The 24,719-nt window shown below is 59.3% G+C and carries 19 protein-coding genes; 14 read left to right on the top strand and 5 right to left on the bottom strand.

Annotated elements, in window-relative coordinates; translation table 11 throughout:
• Positions 1-370: 370 nt before the first annotated feature.
• The gene (locus ACSQ3J_RS01650; protein WP_436038554.1) at positions 371-2,914 is read right to left on the bottom strand and encodes a S8 family peptidase; all 2,544 of its coding nucleotides are present in this window, start codon (positions 2,912-2,914) and stop codon (positions 371-373) included.
• 52 nt (positions 2,915-2,966) lie between these two features.
• Positions 2,967-3,977: an AAA family ATPase gene (locus ACSQ3J_RS01645; protein ID WP_436038553.1), complete on the bottom strand. Its 1,011-nt coding sequence runs from the start codon at positions 3,975-3,977 to the stop codon at positions 2,967-2,969.
• A 1,222-nt stretch (positions 3,978-5,199) separates the two neighbouring features.
• On the opposite strand from ACSQ3J_RS01645, the gene ACSQ3J_RS01640 reads away from it, so the two are divergent.
• Positions 5,200-6,243: a porin gene (locus tag ACSQ3J_RS01640; RefSeq protein ID WP_060503617.1), complete on the top strand. Its 1,044-nt coding sequence runs from the start codon at positions 5,200-5,202 to the stop codon at positions 6,241-6,243.
• Positions 6,244-6,353: 110 nt separating this feature from the next.
• Here the strand turns inward: ACSQ3J_RS01640 and ACSQ3J_RS01635 are convergent, their stop codons facing one another.
• A complete protein-coding gene (locus ACSQ3J_RS01635; RefSeq protein ID WP_060503616.1) occupies positions 6,354-7,250 on the bottom strand; it encodes an alpha/beta fold hydrolase in 897 nt (298 codons plus the stop codon).
• A gap of 127 nt (positions 7,251-7,377) precedes the next feature.
• The gene (locus ACSQ3J_RS01630) at positions 7,378-9,450 is read right to left on the bottom strand and encodes a lytic transglycosylase domain-containing protein (RefSeq protein ID WP_060503615.1); all 2,073 of its coding nucleotides are present in this window, start codon (positions 9,448-9,450) and stop codon (positions 7,378-7,380) included.
• 299 nt (positions 9,451-9,749) lie between these two features.
• On the opposite strand from ACSQ3J_RS01630, the gene dapA reads away from it, so the two are divergent.
• Positions 9,750-10,634, top strand: coding sequence for a 4-hydroxy-tetrahydrodipicolinate synthase (gene dapA / locus ACSQ3J_RS01625; protein ID WP_060503614.1), 885 nt, complete (start codon positions 9,750-9,752; stop codon positions 10,632-10,634).
• Positions 10,634-11,110, top strand: a complete 477-nt coding sequence (gene smpB / locus ACSQ3J_RS01620; RefSeq protein ID WP_060503613.1) for an SsrA-binding protein SmpB — start codon at positions 10,634-10,636, stop codon at positions 11,108-11,110. Before dapA ends, smpB begins: the two co-directional genes overlap by 1 nt.
• A gap of 57 nt (positions 11,111-11,167) precedes the next feature.
• Here smpB and ACSQ3J_RS01615 read toward each other — a convergent pair whose 3' ends face one another.
• The gene (locus ACSQ3J_RS01615; RefSeq protein ID WP_060503612.1) at positions 11,168-11,749 is read right to left on the bottom strand and encodes a LabA-like NYN domain-containing protein; all 582 of its coding nucleotides are present in this window, start codon (positions 11,747-11,749) and stop codon (positions 11,168-11,170) included.
• A gap of 584 nt (positions 11,750-12,333) precedes the next feature.
• Here ACSQ3J_RS01615 and rpoZ point away from each other — a divergent pair.
• The 11 genes from rpoZ to ACSQ3J_RS01560 all read left to right on the top strand — a co-directional run bounded on the left by rpoZ (position 12,334) and on the right by ACSQ3J_RS01560 (position 24,702).
• Positions 12,334-12,741 carry a DNA-directed RNA polymerase subunit omega gene (rpoZ, locus tag ACSQ3J_RS01610; protein ID WP_060503611.1) on the top strand — a complete coding sequence of 136 codons (408 nt, stop codon included), beginning with the start codon at positions 12,334-12,336 and terminating at the stop codon, positions 12,739-12,741.
• A gap of 158 nt (positions 12,742-12,899) precedes the next feature.
• Positions 12,900-15,122, top strand: a complete 2,223-nt coding sequence (locus ACSQ3J_RS01605) for a RelA/SpoT family protein (RefSeq protein ID WP_060508676.1) — start codon at positions 12,900-12,902, stop codon at positions 15,120-15,122.
• Between the two features lie 292 nt (positions 15,123-15,414).
• Positions 15,415-15,567, top strand: a complete 153-nt coding sequence (locus ACSQ3J_RS01600) for a DUF3563 domain-containing protein (RefSeq protein WP_081928008.1) — start codon at positions 15,415-15,417, stop codon at positions 15,565-15,567.
• A 161-nt stretch (positions 15,568-15,728) separates the two neighbouring features.
• A complete protein-coding gene (locus ACSQ3J_RS01595; protein WP_244482031.1) occupies positions 15,729-16,358 on the top strand; it encodes a DUF2062 domain-containing protein in 630 nt (209 codons plus the stop codon).
• A gap of 77 nt (positions 16,359-16,435) precedes the next feature.
• A complete protein-coding gene (gene acpS / locus ACSQ3J_RS01590; protein ID WP_060503608.1) occupies positions 16,436-16,843 on the top strand; it encodes a holo-ACP synthase in 408 nt (135 codons plus the stop codon).
• Between the two features lie 200 nt (positions 16,844-17,043).
• Complete coding sequence (gene lepB, locus ACSQ3J_RS01585; protein ID WP_436038959.1) at positions 17,044-17,778, top strand: signal peptidase I; 735 nt, start codon at positions 17,044-17,046, stop codon at positions 17,776-17,778.
• A complete protein-coding gene (gene rnc / locus ACSQ3J_RS01580) occupies positions 17,775-18,491 on the top strand; it encodes a ribonuclease III (protein ID WP_060503606.1) in 717 nt (238 codons plus the stop codon). Before lepB ends, rnc begins: the two co-directional genes overlap by 4 nt.
• 111 nt (positions 18,492-18,602) lie before the next feature.
• Positions 18,603-19,535 (top strand): GTPase Era, encoded by a 933-nt coding sequence (gene era, locus ACSQ3J_RS01575; protein WP_060503605.1) that lies wholly within the window; start codon positions 18,603-18,605, stop codon positions 19,533-19,535.
• A gap of 163 nt (positions 19,536-19,698) precedes the next feature.
• Complete coding sequence (locus ACSQ3J_RS01570; protein WP_060503604.1) at positions 19,699-20,697, top strand: glutathione S-transferase family protein; 999 nt, start codon at positions 19,699-19,701, stop codon at positions 20,695-20,697.
• Positions 20,698-20,998: 301 nt separating this feature from the next.
• Positions 20,999-22,255 carry an SAM-dependent methyltransferase gene (locus ACSQ3J_RS01565; protein WP_060503603.1) on the top strand — a complete coding sequence of 419 codons (1,257 nt, stop codon included), beginning with the start codon at positions 20,999-21,001 and terminating at the stop codon, positions 22,253-22,255.
• 122 nt (positions 22,256-22,377) lie between these two features.
• Positions 22,378-24,702: a Tex family protein gene (locus tag ACSQ3J_RS01560; protein ID WP_060503602.1), complete on the top strand. Its 2,325-nt coding sequence runs from the start codon at positions 22,378-22,380 to the stop codon at positions 24,700-24,702.
• Positions 24,703-24,719: the final 17 nt, after the last annotated feature.

Below are 24,719 nucleotides of genomic sequence, written 5' to 3'. Positions count from 1 at the left end.
ATGCACCGATAAGTGCGGGATAGTAGGCCCTTGAACAAAAGCGCGTCGCGTCTGATCGAAGAAGGCGTTGTGGTAACTCTGGACGGAGAATGGTTTCACGCCAATGGCGATAAAATCGGCCAGTTTCCGTTCGAAACCCCAAACACCGAACTCGGCCTTCAATCCCTCGATTGTTCGAGCTTGGTTCTCTCCGTGAAGCTTTTTGACCTGATCGTCCCATTGATCCTGAACAGGTTCAAGGCCATAGCATCGCGCGTCGAAATCTCCTGGCAATGTTCGAAAACGCCGCATGCTTGTTCCTGTACCCAATAGACCGACACGGATCGGTGTGGCCAGCAGTCAAAATTGTGCTTGCTGCCGGTTGGCAGCTTCAGCCGAGCAGCACCTCGATCTCCTTAGCTTCAACCAAGGTAGTAATTTCCGAATAGAGGTCGATGCTATGTCCCGGTGCGGAAATCGAAATCACCAACGCATAGCGTGCCTTGTCCGCGATGCGCTTCTGCCCAGCATGCGACTTCCACCAACCGCCGACGGGATAGACGGCTATGGCATCATGTCCAGCCAGGTCGATCGCCCGCCCGCGCCAGAGATCACAATGTAAGGAACCGGCTTGCACGGCCTTCGGTCCCAACAGCCAGCAACTCGTCTCGCCATCGGCTTCCGTGCCGTCCTTCGCCTGACTGGCCGAAATGCGGCTACGGAAACGGGCGTCTGTCTCTGTACGCTTCTTCATATCGAAGCGTAGACCGAAGGAGCGGTAAGTATCGGGTCTTGTTGCAGCTTTACCGGTCAGGTTCGGCTCGATGAAATAGGAGAGCGTAACCTTCATTGTGACGATTTCGTTTTCGAGCTTCTCCAGCGCGGCCCTTGGCCATGGCAGATCGTAGAAGTGCATCTCGTTGAAGACACCGGTCCTGCCGTCCGCGCCAATGGCAAAAGGCTGGATCTCGGCTTGAGCGACCAAGGTCGCGTCGTTCTGTGCCGAGAGGATCGCGCGCTCAAGGTCGGGCACGCCATAGCCGAACTCGCGAAGATGCTGCTGCTTCTGGGTCTTGGAACCAGTTTTCCAATGCGCGCCACGTCCGATGAACTTCTTGCGGATCGGTTCAGGCCAGCGCGCAGAATCCACCGTCAGCGCACGATGCGTTTCCGGCCAAAGATCGGGTCGCGCCGCCTGCAACCTTCCTACGAAGTTACCCGCCATGCCTGCCGCCGCGCTGGTTGCCCAGAACGGCACCAGCGGCTCCGTCGCCACATCCGACCCCACCGAGAGGAGTGACACCGACGGGTCCCAACCACAAAATCCTGTAGCATCGGACATCATATTGCCAGCCTCAAACAGGACTTCGGGCTTGATGGGCGTCAGGTCGTCGGGAAGGGATTGCGATCCACGGCTGAATGGACTGCGATGATTGGCTGGGACAGCCGAACTCAGCACCGGCGGCGGTGCCGGTGATTGCTCCTTGCGGGTGAAACCACCGATGGTCAGGGCGTTCCAACTCTGTGAGGGATCTTCCAGCGGCTGGGACGGCAGAACATCTATTGCCATCCCGCCAGACACGTTCCCGGTCGCCACGACAAGTAAGCGCTTGGGCCGCTCGGCTGCCGGCACCTTATCATCTGCCTCGCCAGGCATTGCGCCAGCGGCGATCTGATCGATCGCGCCGCTCCAGGTCGATGGTCGGCTTGGAGGAAAATCTGTCGCGGAGGTGGCGATACAGAAACTACGCAGGACGTCCGGGCTTTCGATTTCAACCAGGCCGACGGCGCCTTGCGTCACGACGCCGTAGCTGGGTGGCTTGGTAGCCGGAAAACCGTGCGGCGGCAGCAGCTTCATCGACTCGACGCCATGTGTCAGCACTACCGGGCGTGTGTCGTTCATGAATGGTTCAAGGTCGCCATAGAGGACTAGACCCGCAAGCGGTGTGCCGTGGCCGCCATTCGGCTGGTCATCGTCCGCGCCCCAAGCCGCATCGTAAGCCCACGCGCCGCGAAGTCCGGCTGCGATCAAGGGATGGGCGGCGGCAATGCCGGTGTCGAGCGTGCAGACGACAGGTGTATGTGCTGCCGGTTCCTCGACGCGTTGCGCCAACTCGTCGGCCCAATCGTGTTGGCCAAGGCCTGTCGCACCACGATCGAGGAATGGTTCGATCGTTCCGGTCGCTCGGCGGATTTCCGTGATAGCGCCTGGCACCCTTGTCGCAAAGGCCAAGACGTTCGCGGCGGCGGCGTGAAGGAAAAGGACCGTGGTGTCAGGGAAAAGGAGGCGGTCGCCGTGGACGTCGACGTTTGCAGCCCGTGCGGCACTCGCGATGCGATCTGCCAATGCCACTGGCTGGCGGACCCAAAGTTCCCACCACATGATGTCCGGTGCCGTCAGGTCCACTTCGCCGGTAAACAGTGAACCGGTATCTATCGCGCGGACTTCCTCAACTACCTCGAAGCGTTCGACATCGGGGCGGCGTTGATTGCCCGGATCGCGACCGTAGTCAGCAATCCGGCCTTGCAGAAAGTTTCGCGCGTCGTCGGGCACGAAGAGTAAGGCGCTTTCCGTGCGATCATCGTTCCGCTCGGAACGAAGCACGACCACGTCTTGCGTTGGAAACTCTACAGCCGTTGGAATTTTGACGGCTTTGGTTCGGGAATCTTCGGCCGGCGGAAGCGTCGTAATTTCGACGATCGTTCCTGGCTTCAGGCCCTGGACAGAAAGACGGGAATCCGCTCCGGCCTGTGGCGTGTCACCCAGAGCCGCGCTGAGCTGGTCGAGAAGTCGGGTGGCGTGCGCGGCATAGTCGCCACGAAGCGGCTTACGATCTTGATTGCGGGCCGGATAAGTATAGGCCGCTGTCTCACGGAAGAGATCGATCGGGATATGCGGACGGTTTCTCGTGTCGTGGTTATCAGGCTCCGCCATATGTCCCTACTTGTTCATGCGCGTTCCGTTCAATCCGATCGGTGTAGCCTGCCTACCGGCCGGGCTGACGACGGAACTTTCCCTTCAGCGTCTGGCGGTTCTCCAAGGCGCCACGTAGCGCGTCGGGAGAAGCCTTTGATGCGCCCTCAAGAATGGCGTCCTTGACGACGGCATCCGCCGCCCGCACCAGTTCGCCCTGGCTGAGGCCTTCCAGCACGGCATCAAGCGACGCCCACGATTTGGCTGCGAACTTGAATTTTCCGAGGCGGCGCTCGACGATGGCCCGAGCGGAGGCCGCATCCGGTAATGTGTATTCGATCACTTCGTCGAACCGTCGGGCCAAGGCCTCGTCCAGTATCTCGACATGATTTGTCGCCGCCAACACGAGACTATCAGTCGAATTTGGTTCCTCCATGAACGCCAGGACGGAGTTCAGGACGCGCCGAATCTCGCCCACGTCGTTGGGATCTCCCCGGCGGGCACCGATCGCGTCGAACTCATCAAGGAGATAAACGCCGCGCGTCTGGGCGATCTGGTCGAACAGCAGACGCATTTTCCCTGCCGTCTCGCCGAAAAATCGGCTGAACAACGCCTCCAGGCGGACAGTGAAGAGCGGAAGGCGCAATTCACCAGCCAGCGCTGAGGCCGTCATGGTCTTGCCGGTTCCCGGCGGACCGACGAGCAGCATGTGGGTCGCCGGCGTCTGGCCGTGTTCGCGCAGGGTCACGCGCTCCTGCTGCTGCCGCAAGATGCGCGCGAGGCGTTTGCCGATGTCATCCGACAGCACCATGCTCGACAGCGTGACCTTCGGATAGGCGCTCTCGACCAACCCTTGGAGTTCGCCACGAGGCCGCGCCAACGGGATCGGTGTTTGCCCGCCAGCCGGTTTCCCGACCCGGAGCTGATCGCGGGCTTTCTGGACAAGGCGCTTCAGTTTGTCGGCCTCGTCGGTGCGTCCCTGGCGAGCTTCCTGAGCAGCAACCTGAAGGGCTATGGAGAGGAACTGATCCTCATCCCCGTCGATATGCGAATTCAGAAGGGCGAGAAAATGCTTCGTAGACATAATCGCCTCCTTTCTTCGATTCGGCCTCGCTATACCTGAATGTGCCTCAAGCGCCCAACACCCCGTATAGGCTTGTAAAGCAGTAGCCCAAGACGGTTAAAAAAGCCATCGATTCCTGTGCGGCCATCCGTCAAGCTCGGGAACGCCAAGAAGCCGAAACGCTGGACGGGTACGCGCTAAGAAAACGCTGCAATCCAACTGCGCTGCACCTCCGCCATATAGGCGGCGGGCCGTCGATAGTGCGACATGACCGCGGTCGCTACCCCATAGCCGCCAATCTCCGCCGACAGCCCGAAAGAGCGTTGCGGCGTTAGAGGGCTATAGCGTAGACATAGTGCTCATCATCGTCGGGCACGGCCCGCCATCAGATCTTAAGCTCGATTTTTGGCACGCACATCGGCCCGCATCAATTGCTGCGCCGGAAATCAGTTCCAAATCGCACCTTGCCGTTTTTCCGGTTCCAAAGAGCCTGGCTCCATTTCATCCTCTCGCGGGTTTAGGTGCGGCTTGCTGATCGCGACGCCGGAATGGCTCCCTCCAGTCTTCGCTGACGGGGCGAGTACGACAGGTGCTCAACTCTCCCTTTTGGTCAGCGGCAATCGATTCTGGTTACGCAGCTCTTTGATGTCTCTTGTCTGCTCCACGGCGAGGTCGATATCCGATCGGTGGTCAGGACGGCCTACGCAATAAATTGGCATGCGCAGTTTGATTGTTCGTCAGGAACATACGAATCGTGCCGGCGGGCTCCCCGCATTAATGATTCTCCGAATCGTGCCGCTGATCTCATCGAATGACACCATGATTCCGGTTCTCGACTGTCCGCGATTGGTGTAGCGGCCGTCGAAGCGCCTCGTGGACCGTGCCGCGAATCCGGCTGCGCACAGCCGTTTCGCCCCATTTTCGCCCCGTTATGATACGGATCGCACCGCGAAGGGTGCAGCTAAGTCCCGATGAATAAAGGGTTTTCTTAACGTCTTGTTAATAACTTCCGGCCGCTTGGGGCGTTTTTGTGTCGTTTCAGCAACAGCGCAGGGGGAAGGGCGGGCCAAACATGACGAACTCGCAAGTTGGTGATTGCGCCAGCGGTCCCGTCTTGTATTTTCAACTCCGGAAGCAAGGGCGGTTGATCGTCCGACTTCTTAAATGTTGGGGATGGGGCAGGGAATACTGTCCTTCAGTATAATACCCAGACCTGTTTGAAACTTTTGACTGGAGGTCAGAAATGAACATCAAGAGCCTTCTTCTCGGCTCCGCTGCAGCTCTCGCAGCAGTATCCGGCGCCCAGGCAGCTGACGCAATCGTTGCTGCTGAGCCGGAACCAATGGAATACGTTCGCGTTTGCGACGCTTTCGGCACTGGCTACTTCTACATCCCGGGCACGGAAACCTGCCTGAAGATCGGCGGTTACGTCCGTTTCCAGACCAACTTCGGTCGTGACCGTTCGGGCACGTCTGACTGGGATACGTTCACACGTGGCCAGCTGCAGTTCGACGCCAAGAACGACACTGAACTTGGCACGCTCGAAAGCACCATCGTTCTGCAGACCAATGCTGACAGCTCTGTAAACGGCGGCTCGACCTTCCTTGACACAGCTTCGATCGCGATCGCTGGCTTCAAGTTCGGCTACTACTACAGCTGGTGGGACGACGGCATCGCCGGCGAAACCGACGCTCTTGCAACCAACACCCTGTTCAACTCGATCTCGTACACCTACGATGGCGGCGCATTCAAGGCCGGTCTCTCGGTTGACGAAATCGAAGGCATTGGCCGCGTAAAGGGCCTGCCGATGGGTCTGCCGAACGACTTCGGTCGTGAAGACAACGGCCTCGGCGTTGCTGCCATGCTGTCCGGCTCGGTTGGTGGCGTAACAGCTACCCTGCTCGGCGCTTACGACACTGAACGCGAAGAAGGCGCTATCCGCGCTATCATCTCCGCTGAACTCGGTGCTGGCACATTCAACCTGGCAGGCGTCTGGGCTTCTGACCCGAACGTATACTACAACGAATCCGAATGGACCGTTGCTGCCTCGTATGAATTCAAGGCAACTGACAAGCTGACCATCACTCCGGCTGCTCAGTACTTCGGCGACTACGCTTTCATCAACGGTGTTGACGCTTGGCGTGTAGGCCTGACGGCTGGCTACCAGATCACCGACGGTCTGAAGACCCTCGCAACGGTTCAGTACCAGGACGTAGACGACTCCCGTCGTTACGGCATTGGCGGCGACGAAGTCTCCGGCTTCCTCCGTCTGCAGCGCGACTTCTAATCTCTGATTTCATATCAGTGATGGAAAGCCCGGTCGAAAGACCGGGCTTTTTCCGTTTTACGGTTTACCTGGCCTTGGCCTTTTAACCGCCATTCGCGTAATCGGCGCCTTTACAAAATCCTGCCGATGAACGCCGTGATTTCGTCAAGCAAATCTGGGCGATGCAGAAGCGGCGCGTGTCCTTGTCCCACGGCATTGACCAGCGTCATATGTGGATGCCGTTTTGCCATCTCCGCGAAGGTTGCGCGTGACAGAATGCTGGAATTCTCACCCCGGATGGCCATCAGGGGCATTGTCTGAAAACCTTGATAAAGCGCCCAGAGATCAGGAACCGGCATATCTGCATCCAAGTTTTTCAGTGGCTCGATCAGGGCCGGGTCGAAATCGGCGACGATCATACCGTCCTTGTCACGGAAGATGGCATCCGCCATATCCCTCCAGTCTGGCTCTTCCAGGGACGGGAAGGCCGGGCCATGCACTCTTTTCAAGCTTTCGACTGCCTCGTCCCAGGAGTGCAACGTCGGTTGCGCCTCCAGATACCGTCGAATCTGTAGCAGACCGGCAATTTCGATGACTGGCCCGATGTCGTTGAGGACGATGGCTGCCAGCAGGGCCGGGCGCATCGCAGCAAGAAGATGAAGGATCAGACCGCCGCGGGACGTGCCAATGAAAATGGCGCGCGTTACATCGAAAGCGGCGCACGCACACAGAACGTCTTCGGCCTCCACCGGCAGCTGATAGCGGCTTTTATCTGTGTCCCAATCTGAAAATCCGCGGCCTCGATAGTCGAGCGCAATGACGCGGTGCGGGTTTTCGGGGTGAGTTGAGAGCCGCATTGCCAGAAGATGAAAATCGCGGCTGTTGCGGCTGAGCCCAGGCAGGCAGACGATCGGAAGCGTTCCTGCCGTTCGTGGATCGCCATTGCCATAGTCGCGGGCATAGAGCTGTAATCCGTCGCTGGTTGAAAACCGGAGTTCTTGAAAACTCGTCTTGGTGGCGCTTGTCACGATCTCTCCCGTTGCTGATTGTCGGGAGAAGCATAGCTCATCAGGGCAGTCCCGGAAGAGGGGCGGCGGGTTTATATCCGCCGGCAATCCGGGTGCTGTTTCTGGCAGGTGAACAAAAGGACTGTTGTCAGCGGCCCACGCGCAGATCCTGTACTATATCTGCTGTCTGCCCGAGCCGGGACTTGTAGACCTGATAGTTTTCCATCACCCGTTGCACATAATTTCGGGTTTCGGCAAATGGAATTCGCTCGATCCAGTCGACGACGTCGTCGATCGATTTGCCGCGCGGGTCGCCGTACCGGTTTATCCAGTCCGGTACGCGCCGGGGGCCGGCATTATAGGCGATGAAGGTGAGGATATAGGAGCCACCGAAATCATCGATCTGTTCGCCAAGATAATGCGCGCCGAGCGTGGCATTATAGGCGGTATCCGTCGTCAGCCGCTCCTGGGAATAGGCAAGGCCGTGCCGCCCGGCGACGCCCTTGGCGGTGCCGGGCAGGATCTGAAGCAATCCGCGTGCATTGGCCGGCGAGATGGCTGCCGGGTTGAAGGCGCTTTCCTGGCGGGCAATCGCATAGGCCAAAGCCTTGCCCGCGCCACTGATATTGGCATTTGCCGGAATGACGCCGATCGGGAAGGCGAGGGCTGCGACGTCGATGCCCCGGCCGAAGGCGAGTTTGCCGATCTGCAGCGACAACTGGTGCCCTCCGGCTTTTTCCGCGCGGGCTGAAAGGATGGCAAGTTCTCCCGGGCTGGTCAGCTCCTCGGCCAGCGCGCGGTAGAGATTGTCGGCCCGCCACGCATGCCCTGCCTGTTCCAGCCGCGCGATAGCCTGAACTGCCTCGCGCCCCTCGAACCGCCCGCGATCCTCGGCCGTCGGTGATGGGTAGGTAACATTCAGCCCCGTGCGGCCAAGCCGGGCTGCGGCAAGCTGCCCGTAAAATGTCCCAGAAAGCGTTGCGGCCTTGGCAAAATACTCTTTTGCATCGCCGGGGCCGCCTGCTTCAGCTGCGCGGCCCATCCAGTACCAGGCCCGCGAAACCGAAATAGGTCTATTAGATGCTTTCAGGATGCGTTGAAAGTGCTGCGTTGCGGTTGTTGCGTCCTTCAGTCCGCGCAGCGCATACCAGCCGGCATGGAATTCCGCATCGACGATATCGGCCGGGTTGGCGGCGGAATTGTTTGCGGCGATTGCATAGGCAGCCTTGAACTTACCCTGGTCGAGCAGGCCCCGGCTGATGATCCGTTGTTCAACCCACCATTCGCCCGGATTGACCAGCGCGTCCTTGTCTTTCGGCAGGCCGGCTAGAAGCTTGGCTGCCTCTTCATATTTCTCCTGCTTGCGCAGGTATTCGACCCGGATAAACAGGTAGGCCGGTTCGTTGGCCCAGGACCGGTCGACGGCTGCAATCAGTGCCGCCGCGTTATCGGCCTTCTTGGCCGTCGCGACCCAGGCGCGATACAGCGATTGCGCCTTGCCGAGGTCGCTGAAGCGGGATGCCTGGTCGAGGCGGCCGCGATAGAGCAACATTTCCATGCGCTGTTTGTGGTCAGCGGTTGTCAGGAGGCCCGGAAATTCTGCGAGAATCCGGGTCTCGTTGTCCTTGTCGAGGGCATCTTTCAGCCATAGGCCTCGTAGCAACTTCGCTGCCGCATTCATGTTGCCGGTCTGTTGCAGGGCCCGGGCAAGAATGATGGTCCCATCCGCCGTCTCCGGCCGTGTCGTGCCAAAGGCGGAGAGCACATCAGCGGCTGCCGGGTTTTCCCGATAGAGCGCACGCTCGGAATTGGCACGCAGTGCGCCAAGCCCCGGCCAGCCCTTCAATTCCTGCTGCGCAGCGGCGATTTCATAGGAAGGCACGCCTTTCTGACCCGAGGTGGCGATCGCCCAGGTGAGAATGTGGCGGTCGAGCGTGCCTTGGGTCATGGCGTTTCGCGCCACGATAGCCTTCGCCGCATCTCTGTTGGAGAGTGCGTCCAGCCCGGCTTTCAGGTTCGAGTTGACCGGTATCGAGGCGGTGGCGGAAATGATGGAGCCTGTGACTTCAGAGGAGGGCACCCGTCCGGCCTTTACCAGCGTCTCCGGCTTTGACCGGGGCAGTGGGACCGGAAGGCCTTGCGCCGAAACGGTCACCGCTGAAAAAAGCACTGCCGACGCGCCGAGCATCGCAATCATGCGGCGTAAAATCTGCCCACGCATCCAGAACCCCACGCTTGCCCCTGACATTCTCTCATTTGGCGACGCAATTGTTAACGAAAGGTTACCCGCTTCCATTCAATCCCATAAATATCGGTCGGCCTGTTCTCGCGGTTGGGCGAGCCCCGAAATGCGTAAAACCGCCGTTGATGCCAGCGTAATTGACGGGAGCCGGCAACGAATGGCGCGATAGAGTGCTTGCCGCAGGCACTGCACATGATTAAGGTGCGCCAGTTTTCTAACCATGAAATGCGGCTAAAGCGTGGGTTGGTTTCAAGCTCCCCGGCCGTCAGGAGTCGTGCATGTTCAAGGGATCCATTCCCGCACTCGTCACCCCGTTCACCGCCTCCGGCGCTGTGGACACGGATAGCTTTGCCGCGCATGTCGAATGGCAGATCAGCGAAGGCAGTCACGGTCTGGTGCCGGTCGGCACCACCGGTGAATCGCCCACCCTGTCGCATGCCGAGCATAAACGCGTGGTGGAATTGTGCATCGAAACCGCGGCCAAGCGCGTCCCGGTGATCGCAGGTGCCGGCTCCAACAACACGACAGAGGCTATCGAGTTGGCTCAGCACGCCGAAAAGGCGGGGGCAGATGCCGTTCTGGTCGTGACGCCTTATTACAACAAGCCGACCCAGAAGGGGCTTTTCGCCCATTTTGCAGCTGTTGCCGAAAGCGTGAAACTGCCGGTTGTCATTTACAACATTCCCGGCCGCTCCGTCGTGGATATGAGCGTCGAAACGATGGCTGCCTTGCACAAGGCCTATCCGTCGATCATCGGCGTCAAGGATGCGACCGGCAAGATCGAGCGCGTCTCCGAGCAGCGCCTGTCCTGCGGCGCAGGCTTCGTCCAGCTTTCCGGCGAGGACGCAACGGCCCTTGGTTTCAACGCGCATGGCGGCGTCGGCTGCATCTCGGTCACGGCCAATGTGGCGCCGCGCCTCTGTGCCGAATTCCAGGAGGCCACTCTAGCCGGTGATTACGCCAAGGCGCTCGATTATCAGGATAAGCTGATGCCGCTGCATAAGGCGATCTTCATGGAGCCGGGCCTGTGCGGTGCCAAATATGCGCTCAACTGCCTGCGCCAGATGAGCCGCACCGTGCGTTCGCCGCTTCTGTCGACGCTGGAGCCGGCAACCGAGGCTGCCATCGACGCAGCGCTGCGCCATGCGGGGCTGATGAACTGATGGCACCGAAGGGCAGCCAGCGTGTGGTCAAGAAAGTTGTCGCGGAAAACCGGAAGGCCCGCTTCAACTACGAGATCATCGATACCTACGAGGCCGGTCTGGTTCTGACCGGCACCGAGGTGAAGTCGCTGCGCGAAGGCAAGGCCAACATCGCCGAGTCCTACGCCACGGACGAGGGCGGCGAGATGTGGTTGATCAATTCGTACTTGCCGGAATATCTGCAGGCCAACCGCTTCAACCACGAGCCGCGCCGCCGGCGCAAGCTCCTGCTGTCGAAGCGTGAGGCGCACCGGCTGCAAAGCGCGATCAACCGCGACGGCATGACGCTCATCCCGCTCAAGATCTATTTCAATGATCAGGGCAGGGCTAAGCTGGAACTGGCGCTGGGCAAGGGCAAGAAGCTGCACGACAAGCGCGAAAGCGAAAAGGAACGCGACTGGAACCGGCAGAAGAGCCGGTTGCTGAAGGACCATTAGATCACAAAGCGGCGTTGGGATTGAAAAAAGGACCGGCTGCGATCAGCCGGTTCTTTTTTAGTCGTGGATTTCGTCATGGACCGGTTCGGCCGCCACCCGGACGGGGCGTTCCGAGGGGTCGCGCCCGACTTCGGCTTTCAGGCTGACAAGTTCGATGAAGTGATCTGCCTGGCGGCGTAGGTCGTCGGCGATCATTGGTGGCTGGGTCGACATGGTAGAGACGACGGAGACCTTGCGCCCCTTGCGCTGCAGTGCTTCCACCAGCGTGGTGAAATCGCCATCGCCGGAAAAGATCACCAGATGATCAACTGTTTCGGACTGTTCCATCGCATCGATGGCCAGTTCGATGTCCATGTTGCCCTTGATCTTCCGGCGGCCGAGAGAATCGGTAAACTCCTTGGCCGGCTTTGTCACAACCTTGTAACCGTTATAGTCTAGCCAATCGATCAGTGGCCGGATCGATGAGTATTCCTGATCCTCGATCAGCGCCGTGTAATAATACGCCCGAAGCAGATAGCCGCGCTTCTGGAAGGCTTTGAGAAGCTTGCGATAATCAATGTCGAAACCAAGGCTTTTCGACGCGGCGTAAAGATTGGCCCCATCGATGAAGAGCGCGATTTTTTCGCGTGGGTCGAACATCGTAATTCCTTTTTTGTTGTCTCAATGTTTTTGATTTCAACCTGAGCGAGCGATAATGTTCCCGGCCGCAGAACAACTCGAATACATTAAGATTTCATCATATTCTAGCTTTCTAAGCCAGCATTCGCTTTAGTCTAAGAAAATTCCGCTTGGAATAGCTATATCTCGCAGTTTTTTGCTAAAAATATGAGATATCCAGAAATGTTTAGATTTTTTTTCTGATGGGCGGGGCCGGGCGTCATCGGCGCAAATGTCAATTTCTCCATGGCACATCAGGGTTTAGCGATATTCAATCATCATTTAAGCAGATGTCAAAGCCAATCGATTGGGAGTGGTTACCAGATAGCATTTTTGTTCCGGCAGCTGTGGCTGGGCGGATTTTTGGATATCTTTTTTCGCATTGCAGGAAAAACTTGAATTTATGCGGTTTTGATTGTATCGGGCAGGGTAATTCCTGAAATCGGAGCCGCGCATACCGTCAAGCCGACGGCTGGACGGGTTCCGGTGTTGTTAATCGGCGCAGCAACGGGGCCTCTCACGGCATCCATGTTTTTAGCTGCGCTCCTGAGATCCAAAGGACAGGCATGGCCCGCGTCACCGTTGAAGATTGCATCGACAAAGTCGATAACCGTTTTGAGCTCGTGCTTCTGGCAAGCCACCGCGCCCGCCTGATCTCGCAGGGTGCAGCGATCACCATCGATCGCGATAACGACAAAAACCCGGTCGTGGCCCTGCGCGAAATCGCTGACGAAACGCTGTCGCCCGGCGACCTCAAGGAAGACCTGATCCATTCGCTGCAGAAGCATGTCGAAGTCGATGAGCCTGAGCCCGATCCGGCTTCGATGATCAGCGGCGATGCTGCTTCCGTGTTTGCCGACCAGTCGGCCGAAGACGATCAGCCTGAGGCCGTCACCTTCGACCGCATGTCGGAAGAGGAGCTTCTGGCTGGTATCGAAGGCCTCGTTCCGCCGGAAAAAAGTGACGATTATTGAGCCAATGGCGTGCCCGGCCTTGGGTTGGGCGCGACGCTCTGACGCAATGCCGCGTTTTCATTCGGAATTCGCGTGACACCGGTATTTGCAAAGCAGTGCGCCACTCCTATGATTGGCGCACTTTTTGTTTTCCGGATCCCTCCTGGAGTCCCTAGCGGATGATGCGCCAATACGAGCTCGTTGAGCGCGTTCAAAAATACAAGCCCGATGTAAACGAGGCACTCCTCAATAAGGCCTATGTTTACGCCATGCAGAAACATGGCCAGCAGAAGCGGGCAAGCGGCGACCCCTATATTTCCCATCCTCTCGAAGTTGCCGCGATCCTCACCGAGATGCATCTCGATGAATCGACCATCGCGGTCGCGCTTCTGCATGACACGATCGAGGATACGACCGCGACGCGGGCCGAGATCGATGATCTCTTCGGCGAAGACATCGGCGCGCTGGTTGAAGGTCTGACCAAGATCAAGAAGCTCGATCTTGTCACCAAGAAGGCCAAGCAGGCCGAGAACCTGCGCAAGCTGCTTCTCGCGATTTCCGACGACGTGCGCGTCCTTCTCGTCAAGCTCGCCGACCGGCTGCATAACATGCGCACCCTCGATCATATGTCGGCGGAAAAGCGTGCCCGGATTTCCGAGGAGACGATGGATATCTATGCGCCGCTTGCCGGCCGCATGGGCATGCAGGACATGCGCGAGGAACTGGAAAACCTCTCCTTCCGCCATATCAATCCGGAAGCCTTCGAAACGGTAACCCGCCGCCTTGAGGAACTGTCGACCCGCAATGAGGGTCTGATCAAGAAGATCGAGGCCGAGCTGGACGAACTGCTTCAGGCGAGGGGCCTGACCGGCACGATGGTCAAGGGACGGCAGAAGAAACCCTATTCCGTCTTCAAAAAGATGCAGTCGAAGTCATTGTCCTTCGAACAGCTTTCGGACGTCTGGGGTTTTCGGATCATCGTTGCCGATATACCGGACTGCTACCGGGCGCTCGGGATCGTCCACACGCGCTGGCGCGTTGTTCCGGGCCGGTTCAAGGACTATATCTCGACGCCGAAGCAGAACGATTACCAGTCGATCCACACGACCATTGTCGGCCCGTCCCGTCAGCGTATCGAGCTGCAAATCCGCACACGGCTGATGCACGAGATCGCCGAATACGGTATCGCTGCCCATACGCTCTACAAGGATAGCATCGAGCCGGTGGGCGAGGTGAAGCTTTCGCCGAAATCGAACGCCTATTCCTGGCTGCGCCGGACGATCGAGTCGTTGGCCGAAGGCGATAATCCGGAAGAGTTTCTCGAACACACCAAGCTCGAACTATTCCAGGATCAGGTCTTCTGCTTCACGCCGAAGGGCCAGCTCATCGCTCTGCCGCGCGGCGCAACACCGATCGACTTTGCCTATGCGGTTCACACCAATATCGGCGATACCTGCGTCGGCGCCAAGATCAACGGCCGGATCATGCCTCTGGTCACGCGGCTGAACAATGGTGACGAGGTGGAGATCGTCCGCTCCGGCATCCAGGTGCCGCCGCCGGCCTGGGAAGAGATCGTCGTGACCGGCAAGGCGCGTGCCGCCATCCGGCGCGCCACCCGTGCGGCCGTCAGAAAGCAATATTCCGGTCTCGGCTACCGCATCCTCGAGCGCACGTTCGAGCGGGCCGGCAAACAGTTTACCCGCGAGGGTATGAAGCCGGTCCTGCACCGGCTCGGCCACAAGGAGATCGAGGACGCCATTGCCGCCGTCGGCCGTGGCGAACTGTCGTCGCTCGATGTGCTGAGGGCCGTCTATCCCGACCATCAGGATGAGCGCGTCACGCTCAAGCCGAATGATGAGGGCTGGTTTAATATGCGCAGCGCCGCCGGCATGGTCTTCAAATTGCCGGGGCGCCCGAAGGACATGTTCGACGTCCTCGACGGCGAGGGGCCGGAGGCTCTGCCGATCCGTGGTCTTTCGGGCAATGCCGAGGTGCATTTCAGCGCGTCCGGGGCTGTCCCTGGCGATCGGATCGTCGGTATCATGGAGAAGGATAAGGGTATCACCATCTATCCGATCCAGTCGCCGAGCCTGCAGAAGTTCGACGAGGAATCGGAGCGCTGGATCGATGTGCGCTGGGATCTCGACGAGGCCAACAACACCCGCTTCATGGCGCGCATTCAGATCAATGCGCTCAACGAACCGGGCACACTGGCCGAGATCGCCCAGGCGGTTGCCACCAGCGATATCAACATTCGCACCCTGTCGATGGGGCAGGTGGCGACCGATTTCAGCGAGTTTCAGCTGGATATCGAGGTTTGGGATCTTCGCCAGCTCAACCACCTGATCACCCAGATTCGCGATCTGCCAAGCGTTTCGACGGTCAAGCGCGTCTTCGAGTAATGCCGCCCTGGCGGCATTGCTTTGTCATCCGTGCACAGGGCTGAAATGATGCTCGGCTCACAGCCGCGTCCGCATGGTTCGAGGGCGGGCGCAAGGTCATGCCGATATTTCGCCATGATCGCCAGTAGTTACGCACGGCTTGGTGGCAATTGCCGTTTGATTGTGCATTCTCTGGGGCGAAAAGGTGCAGGTCATGCGTTCTGTGCATGGCTGCCGTCTTTTTGTGGCTCTGGTGAAAAAGGGGTGGTTCCACTATCTTCAGCGTCGGGAGGTAAACGAAAGAAGGTTTACCATGTTTAAGCAACTGAAGAAGATCACCAACGCCCTGCGCGTCCCGTCCGTCGAAGACCGTGAACTGAGCTATCTCAATGGTTCGCTCGACCGGATCGACCTGGAATACCGTCAGCGTCAGATTGACCGTGGCCTGTTCCGCAACTCGTTCTAAAAAGATGCCCTTGTCCGGCTGCCTGCATCGTCAGGCTGCCGGGACCTATGCATGTAGCGTATAGCGGATTTGCTCACTGTGCACGATACACGGCCCATCGGCCATCACCGGCGCCAGCCAGTCTCAGGCTGTTAGCATTTGCGGCGCCGGAAAAGCTGATTTTGCTGCCGCTGCCATTGAACAGCCATATCCGCATCGTCTATCAGAGCATTATGTTGTTCAGACGCAAGAAGCCGGCGACCTGGTCGGGAAAGCTCCGTGAGTTTCTGTGGCCGCGAAAAGGTTTTTCGCGTGGGCTGCGTTATCTGTCGATGCGTGTGCTCAGGCTCTCGTCGTCGCCCCATTCGATCGCGCTCGGCGTCGCTGCCGGTGCGGCCTCTTCGGCAACCCCGTTTGTCGGTTTTCACATTCTCATCGCCCTGGCGTTCGCCTATCTCCTGTCCGGCAACATGATTGCGGCCGGCATTTCGACTGCGCTGGCCAATCCCCTGACCATTCCGTTCATCCTGGCGGCGACCTACGAACTTGGCCTGATCATGCTCGGGACGGAGGGCAACGGTGCGATGGCCGGCCAGGATATCCTCCACATGCTGCGGCATCTCGAACTTTCCCATTTGTGGGGGCCGGTGCTCAAGCCGATGCTGGTCGGCTCGTTGCCGCTTGCTGCCGCAAGCGCTGCCGTCTTTTACGTTGCTGCTTTTTATGCCGCCAGACTGTTCCAGTCGCGCCGGCAGGTCCGCCGTCTCAGCAAAATGCGCGCACGGGCCGTCGCCTGGGCCGACGATGTTTGATTTCTGACAAATTTTTAACTTGGCAGAGGGCTTATCGTTTGCTCTTGTCACACTCTCACTAAGGTATTTTCATTTCGATGATTATCGGCATCGGCAGTGACCTGATCGACATCCGGCGTATCGCCAGTTCGCTGGAGCGTTTTGGCGAGCGGTTCACTCATCGCTGTTTCACCGATGTCGAGATCCGCAAATCGGAAGGCCGCAAGAACCGCGCCGAATCCTATGCCAAGCGGTTTGCCGCCAAGGAAGCCTGTTCCAAGGCGCTCGGTACCGGTTTGGCGCAGGGGGTTTTCTGGAAGGACATGGGCGTTGTCAACTTGCCGGGTGGCAAGCCAACGATGCAACTCACCGGTGGTGCTGCCGAGCGGCTTGCCGCAATGCTGCCGGCCGCCCATCGCGGCGTCATTCATCTGACCATCACGGACGATTTCCCGCTGGCGCAGGCCTTCGTCATAATTGAGGCTCTGCCCGTTGCTCAAGATTGAGGAAGCGTTTAGAGCATGTCCGGATGACGTGGACCGTATGATCTGCCTCAAGTTCATTTGAAAGGACGGCGCCGCGGACCATTTGCGTCAGGCAGCCTCCAATCGAATGACCCGGCAGCATACGGACCCCATACAATATACCCGCCCGCTTTGCAGCGCGCGCGGAATCAGATCAAGGAACAAGTGGCGTGGCAGAAAATATCGACAAGAAGCAGGGCGGCGGCCTTTGGGAGAACGTCAAGGTCATCATCCAGGCGCTTCTCTTGGCCGTGGTGATCCGCACCGTCTTTTTCCAGCCGTTTACCATCCCGTCCGGCTCGATGATGCCGACGCTCCTGGTCGGGGACTATATCTTCGTCAACAAGTTCGCCTATGGCTATTCGAAATACTCCCTGCCATTTTCGCCCGACCTGTTTGAAGGCCGCATCTTCGCCAGTGAGCCGGCGCGCGGCGATGTCGTGGTGTTCCGCTTCCCGCCAAATCCGGACATCGACTACATCAAGCGCCTGATCGGTCTGCCGGGCGACAAGGTCCAGGTTCGCGACAGCATTCTCTACGTCAATGACAAGGCCGTTCAGCGCGTTCCGGACGGCATGTTCCGGGCCGACGACCAGTACGACACCGGTGCCGACGTTCCGGTCTACCGCGAAACGCTCGACAACGGCGTCAGCTTCGACACGCTCGACCAGTTTCCGGATTCGCGCGGCGACAACACCCGCGAATTCATCGTTCCCGAAGGTCATTACTTCATGATGGGCGACAACCGCGACAACTCGGCAGACAGCCGTTTCGACGTCGGCTTCGTCCCGGCGCAGAACCTGATCGGCCGCGCCTCGATGATCTTCTTCTCGCTGGGCAACGACACTTCGTTCCGCGAAATCTGGAAGTGGCCGACCAACCTGCGCTACGACCGTCTTTTCAAGGGCGTAGAATGAGCAAGGGCCGTTCTCTGAACACCGAAGACCGGCAGCGGCTTGAGACTGCGATCGGCTACAGCTTTGTCCAGAAGGAACGGCTCGACCGGGCGCTGACTCATGCCAGCGCCCGCAATGCCAAGGGCTCCAACTATGAACGGTTGGAGTTTCTCGGCGACCGCGTGCTTGGGCTCTGCGTCGCCGAACTGCTGTTCGATACTTTCAAGGATGCCGATGAGGGCGAACTTTCGGTTCGCTTGAACCAGCTCGTAAGCGCAGACAGCTGTGCGCTTGTCGCCGATACGCTGTCGCTGCACCTGTTCATCCGCACCGGTGCCGACGTGAAGAAGCTCACCGGAAAATCGATGCTCAATGTGCGCGCCGATGTGGTAGAGTCGCTGATCGCGGCGATCTATCTCGACGGCGGGCTGGAGGCTGCGCGTGGTTTCATTCAGCGCCACTGGTCGTCACGGGCAAGCCGTGTCGATGGCGCGCGGCGCGATGCCAAGACCGAATTGCAGGAATGGGCACACGCCAAATTCGGCGTGACGCCAAACTACCGTATCGACGATCGCTCCGGCCCGGATCACGACCCGCGCTTCACGGTGACGGTCGAAATACCCGGTATCGGTCCTGAAACGGGCATCGACCGGTCCAAGCGCGCCGCCGAACAGGTGGCTGCCACGAAAATTCTGGAGCGCGAAGGCGTCTGGAAGAAAGCGACGACGGCCTGATCTGTCCGGAGGTACGGTTCCTCCCGAAAGATCAGGCAATCTTTTGACAGACACTTGCGATCCTGCGCGCCTCAGCGGCGCCCGGTCGCTCAATCGGAAATTACGGACATCATGAGCGAAACAGAACCAACCGCAGTAGAAACCGAAAAAGGCCCGACCCGCTCAGGTTTCGTCGCCCTGATCGGTGCCACCAATGCCGGCAAGTCGACGCTGGTCAACAAGCTGGTCGGCGCCAAGGTGTCGATCGTCAGCCACAAGGTACAGACGACGCGCGCCATCGTGCGCGGCATCGCCATCCACAAGAACGCCCAGATCGTCTTCATGGACACGCCCGGCATCTTCAAGCCGCGCCGCCGCCTCGACCGCGCCATGGTCACGACCGCCTGGGGCGGTGCCAAGGATGCCGATGCGATCATGATGCTGATCGACAGCGAACGCGGGCTGAAGGGCGATGCCGAAACCATCCTGAACGGTCTGAAGGAAGTCGAGCAGCCGAAGATGCTGGTCCTCAACAAGATCGACCAGGTATCGCGCGAAGATCTGTTGAAGCTGGCGACCGCCGCCAACGAATATGTCGATTTCGAGCGCACCTTCATGATCTCGGCACTGAACGGCTCGGGCTGTGACGACGTGCTCGACTATCTCGCCATGAAGCTTCCGGAAGGTCCCTGGTATTATCCGGAAGACCAGATTTCCGATCTGCCGATGCGCCAGCTCGCCGCCGAAATCACCCGCGAAAAGCTGTTCCTGCGGCTGCACCAGGAACTGCCCTATTCGTCGCATGTCGAGACGGAAAAGTGGGAAGAGCGCAAGGACGGCTCGGTGCGCATCGAGCAGGTCATCTATGTCGAGCGCGACAGCCAGAAGAAGATTGCGCTCGGCAAGAACGGCGATGCGATCAAGGCCATCTCGATGGCGTCCCGCAAGGAGCTGTCGGAAATCCTCGAACAGCCAGTGCACCTGTTCCTGTTCGTCAAGGTCCGCGAAAACTGGGGCGACGATCCCGAGCGCTTCCGCGAGATGGGGCTGGAATTCCCGAAGTAAGATCAAGGTAGGACGAGGGCGCTGGAAACGGCGCCTTTTCGTATCCGGACCGGATCATCGAACAGTCTGTCGCACAACCACAGTCTTGCCCGTCGCGCGGGCGCATGAGATCTGAAGGTGAGTTTGATGTCCCGGCGTTTCCGGGCGCGTGAGGATTTGGACGATGCCGCAGCTGGTCGATGGAAAGTGGGAAACCGGCGATGTCGCCGCCAGCGAGATGAAGAACGGCGCCTTTCATCGTGAGCCGACCAGTTTCCGCAACTGGATCACGCCGGATGGCGCGCCGGGGCCTGACGGCCAGCCGGCATTGCCCGCAGAGGCAGGCCGTTATCAGCTTTTCGTCGCCTTCATCTGCCCCTGGGCCTCGCGCACGCTGATGATGCGCAGTCTCAAAGGCTTGCAGAACATCATTTCCGTGTCGATCTCGGAACCGGAGCTGGGTGAAAACGGCTGGACCTATGCCGCACCGCAGGACGCCGGCCCGCGCACTGCAAAGATCCGCTACCAGCACGAACTCTATACTGCGTCAGATCCACACTATACCGGCAAGGTCTCCGTGCCGGTGCTCTGGGATCGCAAGGAAGGCCGCATCGTCAACAACGAGTCCGCCGATATTATCCGCATTCTCAACACCGCCTTCAATCACCTGACAGGCAACACTCGGGATTTCTATCCGGAGAGCTTGCGCCCCTCGATCGACCGCTGGAATGCGCCAATCTATGAACGGGTCAACAATGGCGTCTACCGGGCAGGCTTTGCCAAGATGCAGGGTGCTTATGAAGAGGCCGTGACCAGCCTGTTCGATATGCTGGATACGCTGGAAGCGCATCTTTCTGCCAATCGCTACGTCGCCGGTGCCTTTTTCACCGAAGTCGACATCCGGCTGTTCGTCACGTTGATCCGCTTCGATGCCGCCTATTTCGGTGCCTTCAAGTGCAATCTGCGCCGCCTGGAAGACTATCCGAACCTGTCGAACTACCTGCGCGAGATCTATCAATGGCCGGGCATCCGCGAGACGGCACGGATCGATCATATCAAGCGGGGCTATTACTCCATTGTGCATATCAACCCAACGAAGATCGTGCCGCTCGGTCCGCTGCTTGATCTTGACCGGCCGCATGATCGGGCACGGTTGCCGGGGCAGGGCGTGATGTCCATATGATCCACGGGATTTGCTAAGCAAATAAATTCTTGAGGGACCAGCGCCGGCATTGCACGGCTGTAAAACAGCACTATTTAAACGGGTGTTCTGATGGATTGAGCTCCCTGGCCGGGGTGCCCAGACGATCTGTCCGGCAGCCAGACGGCGGCGACCCCGTGATGTTACCGTTCCTGTTTGCCCCCGGACGACGCCGACGGCGCGCTAGCTGTGGTTCTTCTCGTTTGCGAATGTCCGGCAAAACCAAGACCGGCGGCACGTGACCCTTCACCAGAATGTTCTGCATCTGTGGTCGAGGTCCGGAATGAATACGACATTTCTGAAGATTTTCCGCCGGCTGGTTCAAAAAGGCAATCTGACACTCATTCTGTCTTCTGGAGAGCGCGCCATTCTTGGCGATGGGTCCGGCGTTGCCGTGACCGTGCGCACATTGGATGAGGAAGCCGAAAAAGCGATCCTGCACGATCCGGGCCTCCGTTTCGGTGAAATGTATGTCGAAGGCCGCATCGTCATCGATGAGGGCAATATTTTCGACCTGTTATCGATGGTGAAGGCCAATGGCCTGGAAAAGGCCGCAACGATCAGCAACACGGCGACGGCACTGATGCACGTGGCCGAACAGCAGATCAAAAGCCGCCTGCCGGTCAATCGCAACAAGCACAATGTCGCCCATCACTACGATCTCGACGGCAAGCTGTTTGACCTGTTTCTCGATCAGGACTGGCAATATTCCTGCGGCTATTTCGATCCTCCGGGTATCCACCTTGATGAGGCGCAGACGGCGAAGAAGCGCCATATCGCTGCCAAGCTTTTGCTGGAGCCCGGGCAGTCGGTGCTGGAAGTGGGCTCCGGCTGGGGCGGCATGGGCATGTATCTGGCCGAATCCTCCGGCGTCGATGTCACGGGCATCACACTCAGTGAAGAACAGCTGAAAGTGTCGCGCGGCCGGGCGCAGAAGCGCGGGCTTGAGGATCGCGTCCGGTTCGAGCTACAGGACTACCGCACGATGGCCGAGCGCCAATTTGACCGCATCGTTTCGGTCGGTATGTTCGAGCATGTAGGCATGCCCAATTATCCCAATTTTTTCATCAAGATGGCCGGATTGTTGGCGCCGAAGGGCGTAATGGTGCTGCACGCGATCGGCCAAGCGGAAAAACCATGGGCCACCAATCCCTGGATCGAAAAGTACATCTTTCCCGGCGGTTACATGCCGGCCCTGTCCGAGGTGGTTCCGTCCATTGAAAAGGCGGGCTTGATGATCCGCGACATCGAGATATTGCCGATGCACTATGCCCACACGCTCAGGGCCTGGCGCGAACGGTTTACCGCCCGCAAGGAAGAGGCTGTCCGGCTCTACGACGAGCGTTTCTTCCGCATGTGGGAATTCTATCTGGCCTCGTCGGAAACGGCCTTCCTCTATGACAAAATGGCGATCTTCCAGATCCAGTTGTCGCACGAACTGGAATCCGTACCCTATACGCGCAATTATATTGGCGAACGGGAAGAGGCGTTGCGTCAATTCGAAAAGACCCGGCCGCCCTTGGAGCCTGTGGAGTTTTAAGCCAGCAGTCAGTGCTTTGCAGGTATCCATCTGTGGACGCGCCGGGGCGAGGGCGCGCCTTCACTTGGCCTTGATGGCATGTGCATCTATTGTCCCGCCATCTCAACTGAATCCGGAATGCCATGTCCCTGCCATCAAAGTCCATCGCCGTCCTCATCGCCCAGGAAATCAAGGCCACGCCCGCCCAGGCGATCGCAGCCATCGAGCTTTTGGACGAAGGCGCGACCGTTCCCTTCATCGCTCGCTACCGCAAGGAAGTGACCGGCGGGCTGGATGATACGCAGCTGCGAAACCTCGCCGAACGGCTGGTCTATCTGCGCGAGCTAGAGGCGCGCAGGACATCCATTCTCGATTCGATCCGCAGCCAGGACAAGCTGACGGCGGAACTGGAAGCCAAGATCGCCGGGGTCACCACCAAGGCGGAACTGGAAGACATCTATCTGCCCTACAAGCCGAAGCGCCGCACCAAGGCCGAGATCGCCCGGGAGCGCGGCCTTGGGCCGCTAGCCGACGCGATCCTTGCCGATCGTAAGATTGCCCCGGCCGACCGCGCCAGCGCCTATATCACCGCTGAAGTACCGGATGTGAAGACGGCGCTCGATGGTGCCCGCGATATTATCGCCGAAGGCATTACCGAAAATGCCGATCTGCTCGGCCGCCTGCGCGCCCATATGCGCCAGTATGCGATGCTGCGCTCCAAGGTCGTTGATGGCAAGCAGGAGGCCGGCGCCAAGTTTTCGGATTATTTCGACCATTCCGAACGTTGGGCAACGACTGCGGGTCACCGGGCTCTGGCCATGCTGCGCGGCTGGAACGAAGAGTTTCTGTCCGTCGATATCGTCGTCGATCTCGACGATACATCGCCGGTCAAGCCAGTCGAGCGCACCATCGCCGCCGCCTACGCGGTCGGCGGCACGCTGCCGGGCGACAAGTGGCTGCTGGAGATGATCGGCTGGACCTGGCGGGTCAAGCTTTCCATGTCGTTGTCGCTTGACCTGATGCGCGAACTGCGCGAGCGGGCCGAGGAGGAAGCGATCCACGTGTTCGCCCGCAATCTCAAGGACCTGCTGCTTGCTGCTCCCGCCGGATCGCGTGCCACGATGGGCCTCGATCCGGGCATCCGTACCGGCGTCAAGGTGGCCATCGTCGATGGCACCGGCAAACTGCTCGACACGACGACGGTCTACCCGTTCCCGCCGAAGAACGACATTCGCGGCACGCAGGCGGAACTTGCCAGCCTGATCCGCAAGCACAAGATCGAACTGATCGCCATCGGCAACGGCACCGGCAGCCGCGAGACCGAACGTCTGGTCGCCGACATGCTGACGCAGCTGCCGGCAGGCCCGAAGCCGACCAAGGTCATCGTTTCTGAGGCCGGAGCATCGGTTTATTCCGCATCGCAGGCCGCAGCCGATGAATTCCCTGGCCTCGACGTTTCGCTGCGCGGCGCTGTGTCGATAGCGCGCCGCCTGCAGGATCCGCTGGCCGAACTGGTGAAAATCGAACCGAAATCGATCGGCGTTGGCCAATATCAGCACGATGTCGATCAGGGCCGTCTCAACCGCTCGCTTGAAGCTGTCGTCGAAGACGCGGTGAACGCGGTTGGCGTCGATCTGAACACCGCATCCGCTCCGCTGCTTGCCCGCGTTTCCGGACTTGGAAAGTCATCGGCCGAAGCCATCGTCGCCCATCGCGATGCGAGCGGCGCCTTTACCAGCCGCAAGGAACTCCTGAAAGTGCCGCGTCTGGGGGCCCGCACGTTCGAACAATGCGCAGGCTTCCTGCGTATCCGTGATGGCAAGGAGCCGCTGGATGCCTCGTCCGTGCACCCGGAAGCTTATGGCGTGGCGAAGAAGATCGTCGCCGCCTGCGGCCGCGACCTGCGCGCCATCATGGGCGATAGTGCTGCGCTGAAGAGCCTCGATCCAAAGACCTTCGTCGATGAGCGCTTCGGCCTGCCGACGGTCAAGGATATCTTCTCTGAGCTGGAAAAGCCCGGCCGCGACCCGCGCCCGAGCTTCAAGACGGCGACCTTCGCCGATGGTGTCGATGACATCAAGGACCTGAAGCCGGGAATGCTTCTGGAAGGCACGGTGACCAACGTCGCGGCCTTCGGCGCCTTCGTCGATATCGGCGTGCATCAGGATGGCCTGGTTCACGTCTCCCAGCTTGCCGATCGTTTCGTCAAGGACCCGCATGAAGTGGTCAAGGCCGGTGATGTCGTGCAGGTGCGCGTCACCGAGGTCGATGTTCCCCGCAAGCGCATCGGGCTCACCATGCGCAAGGATGGTGCCGCAGAGTCAGGTGGACGCAATGACATGAAGAGCGATCCGAAGGCGGCCCAGCAGGCACGCCAGACCTTGTCCCGCGTCCAGCAGCAGAAGCCGCAGGCTCCGTCGCAGGGTGCCTTTGGCGCGGCGCTCGCCGAGGCGATGAAGCGGAAGTAGAGCTTGGCTCGGGGACG

This window comes from Rhizobium sp. LjRoot98, from assembly GCF_964252935.1.
In the GTDB taxonomy this organism is placed as follows: domain Bacteria; phylum Pseudomonadota; class Alphaproteobacteria; order Rhizobiales; family Rhizobiaceae; genus Pararhizobium.
The sequence above is the reverse complement of the archived record's forward strand: the minus strand, read 5'-3'. Positions and strand labels throughout refer to the sequence as shown.